The sequence below is a fragment of the Bradyrhizobium sp. 45 genome, from assembly GCF_023073155.1.
In the GTDB taxonomy this organism is placed as follows: Bacteria; Pseudomonadota; Alphaproteobacteria; order Rhizobiales; family Xanthobacteraceae; genus Bradyrhizobium; species Bradyrhizobium canariense_D.
Window position 1 is genome coordinate 43,171 of sequence record NZ_JADPIX010000038.1, and the last position, 13,109, is coordinate 56,279.

The 13,109-nt window shown below is 63.7% G+C and carries 11 protein-coding genes; 7 read left to right on the plus strand and 4 right to left on the minus strand.

The window, feature by feature from the left end; all coding sequences use genetic code 11:
• Window positions 1–18: 18 nt before the first annotated feature.
• The gene (gene pobA, locus IVB42_RS05795; RefSeq protein ID WP_085350037.1) at window positions 19–1,191 is read right to left on the minus strand and encodes a 4-hydroxybenzoate 3-monooxygenase; all 1,173 of its coding nucleotides are present in this window, start codon (window positions 1,189–1,191) and stop codon (window positions 19–21) included.
• A gap of 48 nt (window positions 1,192–1,239) precedes the next feature.
• Between pobA and IVB42_RS05800 the strand changes: the two genes are divergently transcribed.
• Together IVB42_RS05800 and IVB42_RS05805 are read left to right on the plus strand one after the other, a co-directional pair.
• Window positions 1,240–2,145 (plus strand): helix-turn-helix domain-containing protein, encoded by a 906-nt coding sequence (locus IVB42_RS05800; RefSeq protein WP_085359783.1) that lies wholly within the window; start codon window positions 1,240–1,242, stop codon window positions 2,143–2,145.
• Window positions 2,146–2,505: 360 nt separating this feature from the next.
• Window positions 2,506–3,117, plus strand: a complete 612-nt coding sequence (locus IVB42_RS05805; protein WP_018456136.1) for an NYN domain-containing protein — start codon at window positions 2,506–2,508, stop codon at window positions 3,115–3,117.
• A gap of 18 nt (window positions 3,118–3,135) precedes the next feature.
• On the opposite strand, the gene pcaG is transcribed toward IVB42_RS05805, so the two are convergent.
• On the minus strand, window positions 3,136–3,762 hold the full coding sequence (pcaG, locus tag IVB42_RS05810; protein ID WP_026233093.1) for a protocatechuate 3,4-dioxygenase subunit alpha: 627 nt from the start codon (window positions 3,760–3,762) through the stop codon (window positions 3,136–3,138).
• 4 nt (window positions 3,763–3,766) lie between these two features.
• Window positions 3,767–4,555, minus strand: coding sequence for a protocatechuate 3,4-dioxygenase subunit beta (pcaH, locus tag IVB42_RS05815; RefSeq protein WP_039799636.1), 789 nt, complete (start codon window positions 4,553–4,555; stop codon window positions 3,767–3,769).
• 95 nt (window positions 4,556–4,650) lie between these two features.
• On the opposite strand from pcaH, the gene IVB42_RS05820 reads away from it, so the two are divergent.
• The 3 genes from IVB42_RS05820 (at window position 4,651) to IVB42_RS05830 (ending at window position 8,505) form a co-directional block, all read left to right on the plus strand.
• Window positions 4,651–5,595 (plus strand): LysR family transcriptional regulator, encoded by a 945-nt coding sequence (locus tag IVB42_RS05820; protein ID WP_166517555.1) that lies wholly within the window; start codon window positions 4,651–4,653, stop codon window positions 5,593–5,595.
• Window positions 5,596–5,646: 51 nt separating this feature from the next.
• Window positions 5,647–6,951 carry a nicotinate phosphoribosyltransferase gene (gene pncB, locus IVB42_RS05825; RefSeq protein WP_247397742.1) on the plus strand — a complete coding sequence of 435 codons (1,305 nt, stop codon included), beginning with the start codon at window positions 5,647–5,649 and terminating at the stop codon, window positions 6,949–6,951.
• A gap of 246 nt (window positions 6,952–7,197) precedes the next feature.
• Complete coding sequence (locus IVB42_RS05830) at window positions 7,198–8,505, plus strand: GGDEF domain-containing protein (protein ID WP_085384371.1); 1,308 nt, start codon at window positions 7,198–7,200, stop codon at window positions 8,503–8,505.
• 14 nt (window positions 8,506–8,519) lie between these two features.
• Here the strand turns inward: IVB42_RS05830 and IVB42_RS05835 are convergent, their stop codons facing one another.
• Window positions 8,520–9,140 (minus strand): TetR/AcrR family transcriptional regulator, encoded by a 621-nt coding sequence (locus IVB42_RS05835; RefSeq protein WP_162496297.1) that lies wholly within the window; start codon window positions 9,138–9,140, stop codon window positions 8,520–8,522.
• Window positions 9,141–9,191: 51 nt separating this feature from the next.
• On the opposite strand from IVB42_RS05835, the gene IVB42_RS42195 reads away from it, so the two are divergent.
• Together IVB42_RS42195 and IVB42_RS05840 are read left to right on the plus strand one after the other, a co-directional pair.
• Window positions 9,192–9,458 carry a hypothetical protein gene (locus IVB42_RS42195; RefSeq protein WP_346659071.1) on the plus strand — a complete coding sequence of 89 codons (267 nt, stop codon included), beginning with the start codon at window positions 9,192–9,194 and terminating at the stop codon, window positions 9,456–9,458.
• Window positions 9,459–9,677: 219 nt separating this feature from the next.
• Window positions 9,678–13,082: an acyl-[ACP]--phospholipid O-acyltransferase gene (locus IVB42_RS05840; protein WP_247397731.1), complete on the plus strand. Its 3,405-nt coding sequence runs from the start codon at window positions 9,678–9,680 to the stop codon at window positions 13,080–13,082.
• Window positions 13,083–13,109 lie beyond the last annotated feature (27 nt).

Below are 13,109 nucleotides of genomic sequence, written 5' to 3' on the forward strand. Positions count from 1 at the left end.
TTTCGGGTCCACTCCCCGCTAGAACGGCAACCCCACGTAATTCTCCGCCAGCAGACGCTGCGCCGTCTCGGACGACAGCAGATACTCCAGCTCCGTCTGCTGAAGCCTCTCTTCATACTCGGAACGGTCGGGGAAGCGATGCAGCAGCATCGTCATCCACCACGAAAAGCGTTGCGCCTTCCAGATCCGCGCCAGCGCCTTGGCGGAATAGCCCTGGAGCCCGGAATCATCGCCGTTCTGATAATGCGCGAGCATGGCGTGATAGAGATAATAGATGTCGGAGCCGGCGCTGTTCAGCCCGCGCGCGCCGGTCGGCGGCACGATGTGGGCGGCATCGCCGGCGAGAAACAGGCGGCCGTAGCTCATCGGCTCGGCGACGAAGCTGCGCAACGGCGCGATGCTCTTCTCGATGGACGACCCCGTGATCAGGCGGTCGCCGACCTCGTGCGGCAAACGGCGCTTCAGCTCGGCCCAGAACGCATCGTCGCTCCAGTCCTCCACCTTGTCGGTGAGCGGCACCTGGACGTAGTAGCGGCTCAGCACTTGCGACCGCAAGGAACACAGCGCGAAGCCGCGCTCGTGCTTCACATAGATCAGCTCCGGCGACACCGGTTTCGTGCGCGACAGCACGCCGAGCCAACCGAACGGATAGATCTTCTCGTATTCCCGCAGCACGTCCTTCGGGATCGACTTCCGGCTGACGCCGTGAAAGCCGTCAGCGCCGACGATGTAGTCGCAATCGACTCGGACGGTTTCGGCATTCGAACGATAGGTCACGTACGGCTGGTCCGAGGTCAGGTCATGCGGCGTCACGTCCTCGGCATTGTGCACGACGTTGCCGCCAAGGCGGTCGCGCGCCTCGTAGAGGTCGCGCGTCAGCTCGGTCTGGCCGTAGACCAGCACCGAATTGCCGCCGGAATGCTTGTGGAGGTCGATCTGGGAGAGCACCCCGTCATGGGCGATCTCGAATCCCTTGTGGATCTCGCCCTCGCGGTCCATCCGCTCGCCGCACTGTGCCTCGCGCATCAGCCTGGCGAAGCCGTGCTCGAGCACGCCGGCACGGATCCGGGCAAGCACGTGGTCGCGGCTGTACTTTTCCAGCACGACCGTGTCGATGCCCTTGAGGTGCAGGAGCTGGGACAACAGCAGCCCGGACGGCCCGCCGCCGATGATACAGACCTGGACTTTCATTTTTGCGTCCTCCTCGGCACTTTCTTGCAGATTCAGCGCCGCTGACGGATGGAGGCTTTCGTCTTTGTCTTGTACTATTCGAACATGAGAAACCCAGCCCCCGCCCCGGCAATCCGGGTCTACAATTTGTTCGGCGAATCCGGTGATCTGCCCGATGTCGTGCATTGCGAGACGATAGCGTCGCGCTCGGTGCTGCACGATTGGACGCTCGCCGTGCACCGCCATGCCCGGCTGCACCAGGTGCTGCTGATCGAGCGCGGCGGCGGCGAAGCGACGCTCGACGGGCGCGTGGTGCAGCTGAAGCCGATGCAAATCGTCAACGTGCCCGTCGGCCACGTCCACGGCTTCCGTTTCGTGCCTGATACCCAGGGCTGGGTGCTGACCATCGCCGCGGAAATATTGGACGAAGCGCTGCTCGCCTCCGAAGGGCTGCGAGGTGCCTTGTCGCGCTCGGCCGTGATACGCGGCACGCCGCAGATTCGGACCACCATGAAGCAGATCTTTGCCGAACACGCCGCGCGCGATTTCGGCCGAGCGCATGTGCTGCGTGCACTTTCGGCGGCCATGATCGGGCTGGTGGCCCGCGCGCTCACCGGCGAGAGCGGTGGCAACGGCACGGCTGAAAGCGGACTATTCCGCCGCTTCGAGGCGCTGCTGGAACAGCATCATCTGGAACGCTGGAGCGTTGCGGACTATGCGAGCGCGCTGTCGATCACGCCGACCCATCTCAACCGTGTGACCCGGGCAGCAACCGGCGACACCGCCTCGCACCTGATCCTCAACCGGCTGATCCGCGAGGCGCGGCGCAACCTCGTCTACACCAATTTACCGGTCTCGACGATCGCCTATGCGCTTGGCTTCGAGGACCCCGCCTATTTCAGCCGGGTCTACGCCGCCGCCACGGGCGTGTCACCGCGGGCCTTTCGTGCCCAGCTTCATGGCGATGAAGGCTGACACACCGGCCGATCGATCAGCCGCGCCTGTGGTCGAAGGCCACGCTGGGAACCGCAATGGCCTTTGTTGCCAGCGCTGCCACTTAACCTTCGTATATGGGGCCCTATCCTTTGGATAGGCGCCCTTTACCTCAGTACAATTGAGTAGGGAATGCGCGCGCCTTAGCCTGGCTGCATTCGGCGCCCTGGCGCCGGTGGCATTGTATCCTCCCTAACCTGGGCGCAAGACGGCCGCCCCTGTCCGGTCGTCTGCGCTGCTTTTTCGGCAAGCCATCGGTGCCTTCAATGTTTTTCCGGCCGACACACCGCCCCCGGCGGTTGGACCGGCCACCTTTCGCGTACAACTGGAGATTTGTGCATAATGTCTTCGATTGAGAAGATCGCACTCTTTATCGATGGCTCCAATCTCCATGCCACCTCCAAGGCGCTCGGCTTCGACATCGACTACAGGCGACTGCTCGGCGAATTCCAAAGCCGAGGTGCGCTGTTGCGGGCCTTCTACTACACGACCGTCGTCGAGGATCAGGAGTATTCGTCAATCCGTCCGTTGATCGATTGGCTCGACTATAACGGATACACCGTCGTCACGAAACTCACGAAGGAATTCGTCGACGCCATCACCGGCCGCCGCAAGGTGAAGGGCAGCATGGATGTCGACCTCGCCGTAAATGCGATGGAGCTCGCCGAGCACGTCGATCAGATCGTGTTGTTCTCGGGCGATGGGAATTTTCGTTCGCTGGTGGAAGCCCTGCAACGCCTCGGTGTCCGCGTGACGGTCGTCTCCACACTCTCCACTCAGCCGGCCATGGTCGCTGACGAGCTGCGCCGACAGGCGGACATATTCATCGATTTGGCAGAACTGAAACCAAAAGTGGGGCGCGATCCGGCCAATAGGCCGGGATCGCGCGAGATGCGTCAGTCACCGCAATTCCACGCGCGCGTAGCGATCGATCGCAGTGACCAGGTGGAGTGAACCTTCGGGGGGCGGCTCTCAGACGTCGAAGAACATCGTCTCCTCCGGCCCCTGCAAATTGATCGTGAAAGCATACACGATCTTGGCGCCACGCTCGCTGCGCTTTGCGATCAACGTCGAACGTCGCACCGGCTGCTCGATCAGGCTGAGCACGGGGTCGGCGGCGTTCGCAGTCTCTTCATCGGAGAAATACAGCCGGGTGTTGAGCCCGATATTGATGCCACGCGCGACGATCCAGATGTTGACGTAAGGCGCGCATTTGCGGCCCGCCTTGTCGGTGATGGCCCCGGGCTTGATGGTCTCGAACGTCACCAGCCCGCTCTCGAAGTCGGAGCCGGCGCGGCCCCAGCCACGAAATTCCTCGTCGAGCGCGCCGGTCGACCGATCGGCCGGATGGTTGTAGCGGCCGGCCGCGTTCGCCTGCCAGATCTCCAACAGCACGTCACGCAGCGGCGTGCCGCTGCCGTCGAACACCTTGCCCTCCAGCGTGATGCGTTCGCCTTGCGTGTTCGGCGTCACCAGCACGTTGGAAAAGTTCTTCTCGAAGATGTCGAAGCCGGCCATCGCCGGGATCAGGCCGATATGGACGTAGGGCCCGGCGGTCTGCGAGGCGGTTTCCTTGAGGTAGTTGAGCGGCTGCGGCATGGACCTAGTTCCCTGCGGTGCGATTTTCAAAGTAAGTGGAGCGCTGGCCGCGCAAGACGATGTCGAAGCGGTAGGCGAGCGAGTCGAACGGGGTCGATGCGTTGAGGTCGAGCGGCGCGATGAGGCGCTCCAGCGCATCCTTGTCCGGGATCGTCGTCAGGATTGGGCAGACCGGGATCAGGGGATCGCCCTCAAAGTACATCTGGGTGATCAGACGCTGTGCAAAGCCCGAGCCGAACACCGAGAAGTGGATGTGAGCGGGACGCCAGCTGTTGACGTAGTTGCGCCAGGGATAGGGTCCCGGCTTCACGGTGCGGAAATAATAGTAGCCGCTGTCGTCGGTCAGCGCGCGGCCGCAACCGCCGAAATTCGGATCGATCGGCGCCAGATACGTGTCCCTCTTGTGCCGGTAGCGGCCGCCGGCATTGGCTTGCCAGAACTCGACCAGCGTGTTCGGCACGCCGCGGCCGGTCTCATCCAGCACGCGGCCGTGGACGATGATGCGTTCGCCGACGGGATCGCCGTCCTTGGCGTAGTTGCGGATCAAATCATTGTCGAGCGGGCCGAGATCGTTGTGCCCGAACACCGGCCCCGTGATCTCCGAGACCGAGTTCTCAAGCGACAGCAACGCCTGGCGCGGCGAGCGCAGCACCGAGGATTTGTAGCCCGGCGCGTGCGCCGGCGGATGCATGGAACGGTCGCGCTGGAAGAAGCCGCCGTCACCGAGCGGCGGCGTGAACGGCTCGGGACGGTTGGGGCGGGATTCCCGCAAGGCTGGCGCCTGGGCATGCATCGGCGTTGTCTCTCCCTCTGGCGCTCCCGTTGGGGCGCACGGCTTATCGGGAGATGATGGCGCCGGCTATTCTCAAGATAAATAGATCGATTATAATGCATTCCATGAATAAAATCGATCATTTGGCGCTCGATGGCCACGCGCTGGAGCTGTTCCTGGCCGTGTTGGAAGAAGGTTCGGTGACGGCGGCCGCAACGCGGCTCGGCCTGACGCAATCCGCGGTCAGCCACGCCCTGAACAAGCTGCGGCGGATCGTCGGCGATCCGCTGTTTGCCAAATCCGGCCGCGGCATTGTCGCTACGGCGCACGCCCAGGCGCTCGCGGCAAAGGCGCGAGCGCTGATCGACGAGATGCGCAGCTTTGCCGGCGGTGTCACGTTCGAGCCGGCGAGCGCGCAGCTTTCGCTGACAATCGCCGCCAATGACTTCCAGCGCGACCTGCTGCTGCCGCGGTTCTTCGATCATGTCGCAGCGCAAGTGACGAGCCTGAACCTGCGCGTGATCCCCTCGCAGTCGCCCTCGCCGGCGATGCTGCGCGAAAACCGCTGCGATCTGCTGATCACGCCGCTGCCGCCATCCGGCGTGGACATCGTGCAGAAGCGCCTGCTGCAAGACCATTACGTTTGTTACTACGACCCCAAAGCGCGCGCCGCGCCGGCTACCCGCGGCGCCTATCTCGCGGCGCGTCACGTCACGGTGGTCTACACTGACAATGAGCGGCTCGACATCGATCGCCGGCTTGCAGCCAACGGCTTCCACCGCGACATCGCGATCTCCGTGCCGAGCTTCTCCGGCGTGCCGTCCTTCCTGCGTGGCTCGCAGATGCTGGCGAGCATGCCGAGCCTGCTGGCGCCCGGCGTGATGCACGGCTTCGCGCGTGTGCGGATTCCGCTGGCCTCGCGCACACGAACCCTGGCCGAGCTGCCGATGTTCATGGTCTGGCACCAGCGATATCAGAAGGACCCGGCGCATCGCTGGATCAGAAGCCAGCTCGAGACCGTGGCGGCAACGGCCTCGCACCCCGTCCCCGCGAAAACCTGATCCCCGTCAAACCCACTGGTTGCGCCGGGGCCGCCACGCTAGAATTCCCCCATGACAGTGACCGACATTGCGAGCCGGACCTACAATCACAGCTGGCGGCTGGATCCCATCATCCGCAGCCTGCTTGATACCGACTTCTACAAGCTATTGATGTTGCAAATGATTCGGGAATCTTACCCGAATCAGCAGGTGACATTCTCGGTCATCAACCGATCGCGCCATGTCCGGCTCGCCGAAATCATCGACGAGGGCGAGCTGCGCGCCCAGCTCGACCACGCCCGCACCATCCGCTTCACCAAGAAAGAGCTGATCTGGCTTGCCGGTAACACTTTCTACGGCAAGACCCACATGTTCTCGGCGGACTTCATCCGCTGGCTCGCCGAATTCCGGCTGCCCGAATACGAGCTGCGCAAGGTCGAAGGCCAGTACGAGCTGCACTTCCACGGACCGTGGAGCCATACCACGATGTGGGAAATTCCTGCGCTCGCCATCCTCAACGAATTGCGCTCGCGGGCGGCGATGAAGGGCCGCGGCCGCTTCGAGCTCGACGTGCTCTATGCCCGCGCCAAAGCCAAGCTGTGGACCAAGGTGGAACGCCTGCGCAAGCTGGATGGCCTCCGGCTCTCCGACTTCGGCACCCGTCGCCGCCATGGCTTCCTCTGGCAGCGCTGGTGCGTGGAGGCCGTGAAGGAAGGCCTGGGCCCGTCCTTCATCGGCACCTCCAACGTGCTACTCGCGATGGACAATGATCTCGAAGCCATCGGCACGAACGCCCATGAACTGCCGATGGTCGCGGCTGCGCTGGCCAAGGACGACGAGGAATTGCGCTGGGCGCCCTATCGCATCCTCGACCAGTGGCGCCAAACCTATGGCGGCAACCTCCTGATTGCGCTGCCCGACGCTTTTGGCACCAAGGCTTTCCTGCGCGATGCGCCGGAATGGGTTGCCGACTGGACCGGCTTCCGCCCCGACAGCGCGCCGCCGATCCAAGCCGGCGAGGAGATCATGAAATGGTGGGAGCAGAAGGGCCGCAATCCCAGGGACAAGCTGCTGGTGTTCTCCGACGCTATGGATGTGGGCTCGATCGAGGAGACCTACCACCACTTCGCCGGCCGGGTGCGGCTCTCCTTCGGCTGGGGCACCAATCTCACCAATGATTTCGTCGGCTGCACGCCGGACGGCTCGTTCAACCTCGATCCGATCTCGCTGGTCTGCAAGGTGTCGTCGGTCGACGGACGTCCGGCCGTCAAGCTTTCCGACAATCCCGAGAAGGCGACCGGCCTGCCTTCGGAGATCGAGCGCTATTTGCGCGTCTTCGGCGACGCCGGCCGCGTGCGCAAGCCGGTGCTGGTCTAGCGCCAGAGCAATCTCTCTCCATCAAGTAAACCATCTGGGGCAAATGCGCGACATCGGCTCGCCGATGCCGCGTCAGTTCCGGTTCGACGGCATTTGCGACGATCTGCAAGCATCCACTTCACAACGCCTTCACCCTGCGACGCAGTCTCCTGGCATTTTCAAGTCGAGTTAAGCACCTTTCGCGCGTAATCCGCGTTATGAGCGGATCGCTCCGCTGGGGTCGTTGAGCGACTTGGGGAACGCAAAGTGTTTCGCAGAACAGCGCCGTCAACGAAGGGACGAAGCTTCCTTCATGTCATCAAGCTCGTTTCGCCTTTCGTCACGGTCGTTCTGCTGCAGGCGGCGATCGCCGGATTCAGCCTGGAGGTGATGTCCTCGGTCCGCGCCTATGTCGCGGGCGAAGCGTTGTGGTCGCGCTCGCAGAAGAACGCCGTCTATTTCCTCAATCTCTATCTGCATTCGGGCGACGCCAGCCAGTTTGCGCAATATCAGACCTCGCTGGCCGTTCCCATCGGCGACGAGTTCGCGCGCTGGGCGCTCGAGCGCGATCCGGTCGACGTCGAGGCCGCCCGCATCGGCTTCCTGCAAGGCGGCAACCATCCCGATGACGTGCCGGGACTGATCTGGCTGTTTCGCTACTTCAAACAGGTCAGCTTTCTCAAGGAAGCGATCAGCGAGTGGGCTGCCACCGACCCCATGCTGCTGGAGCTGAGCGTTTTCGGCGAGGTCATCCGGTCAGAGTTGAAGAGCGGACCGGTTCAGGACGGCAACCGCCTCCAATTATTGTCGTCGCGGCTTTCGGAGCTCAACACTCAGTTCACGGTGCACGCCAAGCGGTTCTCCACCGTTCTCGGCGAAGGCTCGCGCGCCATCAAGATGACGCTGACTGGCGTCAATATCGTCACAGCCATGACGCTGATCCTGCTCCTGATCTGGCACACGCGGCGATTGGTGCTGCAACGACAGGCGTTTGAGGATGCCCTGCATGCCGAGAAGGAGCGCCTAGTCTGGCAGGCGTCGCACGACTGGCTGACCGGCTTGTCCAACCGGCGCGCGTTCGAGGCCCGCCTGCAAAGCGAGTTGGACGACACCGCGGCGGGTTCGCTGGGCCTGGTCCTGCTCGATCTCGACCAATTCAAGGACGTCAACGACAGCTGCGGTCATCTCGCCGGCGACCGCCTGCTCTGCCAGATCTCGCGTCTCCTGCAACAGGAACGACGGCCGCATGACCTGGTGGCCCGGCTTGGCGGTGACGAATTCGGCCTAATCCTTCCACAAAGCACGCCGTACGACGCCGTGGATATCGCCGAACGGCTGCGCCGGTCGCTCGAGCTATCCGTCTTCGCGTGGGACGATCGTTGCTTTGCAGTGACCGCCAGCATCGGCGTTGCCTGCATCACCGACGGCAACACCACGCTCGAGGACGCGATGCGGCGCGCGGATGCCGCCTGCTATCGCGCCAAGGAGAACGGACGCAACCGTGTTCAGGTCGACAACGGGACGACGGACGTCGTCGTCGTCACCTCGCGGCACCGCAAGGCCGCCAGCGCGTAGCAGCGCTCCACACTTTATCGTACTGGCACAATCCCGAGCCCTGCGAGATGCGCATCCAGAAACTGATCGACCTGCTGGCGCAGCATCTGCGGCGGCACGGCTACCATGCGTTCTTCGAGGCCGAGCGAGATGATCCCGTGCACGGCGGAAAACAGGGTGCGTGACAGCAGCGCGATCTGCACGTCGTCTGCATTCGGAAGCAGCCGCACCAGGGGTGGATGCATCAGCGCGAAGGCGTCCATCACCATCTGAAGGATGTCATCGGGGTAAGGGCGGTCGTCCTCCATCCGATGTTCGAACAGCGAGCGCAGCAGATTGGCGTGCTCCGCAAAAAATTCGAGGTAGGTCGCGGCCAGCCCGTAGAGCTGGCGAACGGGATCCTCGGCGGGAACCTGGCCCAGCCGCACCGTCAGCTCCTTAACGGTCTCCCGATTCACGGTCAGGATCACCCCGTCGAAGTCGCCGAACTCGTTGTAGACGCTCCCAACCGAGCAGCCTGCGGCGTCCGCAACATCCCGGACTTTCAACGATTTCAGCCCCTTAGTCGCGATAATGCTGCGAGCGATCTCCACGATCTGCTGCCGCCGGCGAGATTTTTTTCGGTCTCGCAACGATTCGTCTTGAACATTGTTCATTTTCAAGGTACTCATTTGAACAATGTTCAAATTAACCTGGAGATCTGCAAAATGCAAACCCTCGCTGTTGATATCGCCTCCACCTTCGTCGATGACGCCACAGCTCTCGTGACCGGATTTGGCCGCGCCTTCCTGCGGTTCGCGACGGCGCCGATCGATCGCATTGCAAATGCCTGCGACATTGCCGGCGTCCTGACCGAGCGCCGCGTGACCTTCCCGATGTGGCGGGCCAACCGCGACCGCGCCCGTCATGAGGGCCGCCGCATTAGCCTGCTCGGCCGCCTCTCGCCCTTTCGCCGCCTTGCCCACCTTACCTGAGGCGCGCACGCCTCCTTGCCGGGGCGTGATAGAGCCGCGACCAGCCATTTGCGAACCAAACGTCGCCACGCGGAGACCAACAGGATCGGAAGGTAAAGGCGCAGAGCAGGCCGGGGCGATCGTTCGTCAACCCGCAAATGCCCGTCGCATCTCCTCGGGTCCCGACGCCCATCCGACAATGAAACAACCTCAGACAGCGTTTCCAAAACAGGACTAGTCATGATCAGGGATTTGATGTCGTCACGCCGCTTCGCGCCGCTGTTCTGGGCGCAATTCTTCTCGGCGCTGAACGACAACGTGCTCAAGAACGCACTCGTCATCATCCTGCTTTACAGTGCCGCGACCGGCCACGGTGATGCGCTGGTGACGGTCGCGGGCGCGGTGTTCATCTTCCCCTATTTCATCCTGTCCGGGCTCGGCGGCCAGCTCGCCGACAAATACGTCAAATCCGTCGTCGCAAGGCGGCTCAAATTCGCCGAGATCTTTGCCGCGGGCTTTGCCGCGGCCGGCTTCTTCCTGCACTCGGTGCCGCTGCTGTTCGCAGCGCTCGCACTGTTCGGCGTCATCGCCGCGCTGTTCGGACCCGTGAAATACGCGATGCTGCCGGACCAGCTCGAGCTCGGCGAGCTCGCGACCGGCAACGCGCTGGTCGAAGGCGCGACCTTCATGGCCATCCTGCTCGGCACCGTTGCCGGTGGCCAGTTCGTGGCCGGCTCCGCGCATATGGGCTGGGTCGCATCGGTCGTGGTCGTGCTGGCCCTGCTGTCCTGGGCCTTCGCCTCCCGCATACCAGCGACGACGCCGTCCGCACCCGATCTGCCGGTCAATCGAAATCCCTGGACCTCGACGCTCGGCCTGTTGAAGACGTTGCACGCCGATCACCGGCTGTGGGACGGCACCGTGATCGTGTCCTGGTTCTGGCTGGTGGGCGCCATCGTGCTCTCGCTGCTACCGGCGCTGGTCAAGGAAGTCATCGGTGGCACCGAGGGCGTGGTGACGTTGTGTCTCGCGATCTTCGCAATCGGCATTGCCGTCGGCTCGCTGTTCGCCGCGAATCTGAGCCACGTTCGCCCGAACCTCGCGCTGGTGCCGATCGGCGCCATCATGATGGGGTTTGCCGGCCTCGACCTCGCTTGGGCGATCGGCGTGACCACCAAGGGCCAGGACATCACAGCGGGCGACTTCGCAACCTCGTTCGCGGGATTGCGCATGCTGGTCGATTTCGTTGCCTTCGCATTCGGCGGCGGGCTGTTCGTCGTGCCGTCCTTCGCCGCCGTCCAGGCCTGGTCCGCCCCCTCCGAGCGCGCCCGCATTATCGCCGCCGGCAACGTGCTGCAGGCCGCCTTCATGGTGGCCGGCTCGCTGTTCGTCGCGCTGTTGCAGGCCGGCGGATTGCACATCGGCTGGATCTTCTTTGGCCTCGGCGTCATCAGCTTCGGCGCAGTCTGGTTCGTGCTGACCAAGTGGGGCAAGGAAGGCGTGCGCGACTTTGGCGGGCTGCTGTTCCGCGCGCTGTTCCGCACCGAGGTCCGCGGGCTGGAGAACCTGCCGCCTGCTGGCACGCGCATGCTGATCGCGCCCAATCATGTCAGCCTGATCGACGGCCCGCTCCTGCACGCCGTGCTGCCGATCGACGCGAGCTTCGCGGTTGATACCGGCATCGCCAAGGCCTGGTGGGCCAAGCCGTTCCTGCGGGTGGTCAAGCACTACACCATGGACCCCACCAAGCCGCTGGCGGCGCGCGACCTCATCAAGCTCGTCGCCGCCGGAGAGCCGGTGGTGATTTTCCCGGAAGGACGCATCACTGTTTCCGGCTCGCTGATGAAGGTCTATGACGGCACCGCGATGATCGCGGACAAGGCCGACGCGGTCGTCGTCCCGATCCGCATCGAAGGCGCCCAACGCTCGCATCTCAGCTATCTCAACGGCCGCCAGATCAAGCGCTCGTGGTTTCCGCGGGTGACCGTCACCATCCTGCCGCCGGTCAAGCTTCCGGTCGATCCGTCGCTCAAGGGCAAGGCGCGCCGCAACGCCGCGGGCGCAGCACTTCAGGACGTGATGATCGACGCCATGGTGAAGAACGCCATGCTCGATCACACCCTGTTCGAGGCGCTCGGACACGCCTATCGCGACCGCGACACCGGCAAGGTCATCGTCGAGGACGCGCTCGGCACCAAGCTGACCTATCGCAAGCTGATCCTTGGCGCGCAGGTCTTGAGCCGGAAGCTGGAGAACGGCACCGCCATCGGTGAAAATGTCGGCGTGCTGCTGCCGAATTCCGCAGGCGTCGCCGTGGTCTTCATGGCGCTGCAAAACATCGGCCGGGTGCCGGCGATGCTCAACTTCTCGGCGGGCCCGGTCAACGTGCTTGCCGCCATGAAAGCCGCGCAGGTCAAAACCGTGCTGACGTCGAAAGCTTTCATCGAGAAGGGCAAGCTCGACAAGCTGATGGCGGCGATCTCCGCGGAAGTCGGCGTCGTCTACCTCGAGGACGTCCGTGCCTCGATCGGCACGGCCGACAAGATCAAGGGCCTGCTCGCCGGTACTACGCCGCGCGTCGTCCGCCAGGCGAGCGATCCGGCCGTCGTGCTGTTCACGTCGGGCTCGGAAGGCACGCCCAAGGGCGTTGTGCTATCCCACCGCAATATCCTTGCCAACGCCGCACAGGCGCTGGCGCGGGTCGATGCCAACGCCAATGATAAGGTGTTCAACGTGCTGCCGGTGTTCCACTCCTTCGGGCTGACCGGTGGAATGATGATGCCGCTGCTCGCGGGCATTCCGATCTACATGTACCCCTCGCCGCTGCACTACCGGATCGTGCCCGAGCTGATCTACCAGACCGGAGCCACGATCCTGTTCGGCACCGACACATTCCTCACGGGCTATGCACGCTCGGCCCATGCCTACGACTTCCGCACCTTGCGCCTGGTGATCGCCGGCGCGGAGGCGGTCAAGGATCGCACCCGGCAGGTCTTCATGGAGCGTTACGGCATCCGCATCCTCGAAGGCTATGGCGTCACCGAGACGGCACCGGTGCTGGCGATGAACACGCCGATGGCCAATCGTCCAGGCACGGTCGGCCGCCTGTCGCCGCTGATGGAAAGCCGCCTCGACCCGGTCCCCGGCATCGAGGAAGGCGGACGCCTGTCGGTGCGCGGACCCAACGTAATGCTCGGATACTTGCGGGCCGAAAATCCCGGCGTGCTCGAACCGCTCGCCGACGGCTGGCACGACACCGGCGACATCGTGGCGATCGACCCGGCCGGCTTCATCACCATCAAGGGTCGCGCCAAGCGCTTTGCCAAGATCGCCGGCGAAATGGTCTCGCTGTCGGCGGTCGAGAACATCGCGACAACGCTGTGGCCGCAGGCCGCATCGGTCGCGGTTTCGATCCCGGATCCGCGCAAGGGCGAGCGTATCGTGCTGCTGACGACGGAAAAGGGTGCCGAGCGCAGTGCCATGCAGGGCCAAGCCAAGGCGATCGGCGCATCCGAGCTGACCGTTCCCGCGGCGATCATGGTGGTGGACAAGGTGCCGCTGCTCGGCACCGGCAAGACCGACTACGTCACCGCAACGACGATGGCTCGCGAGCAGGCGTCTGGACCAGAGCGCGAGGTGGCATAAGAGAGATGCACGAGGCGCCTCAATCAG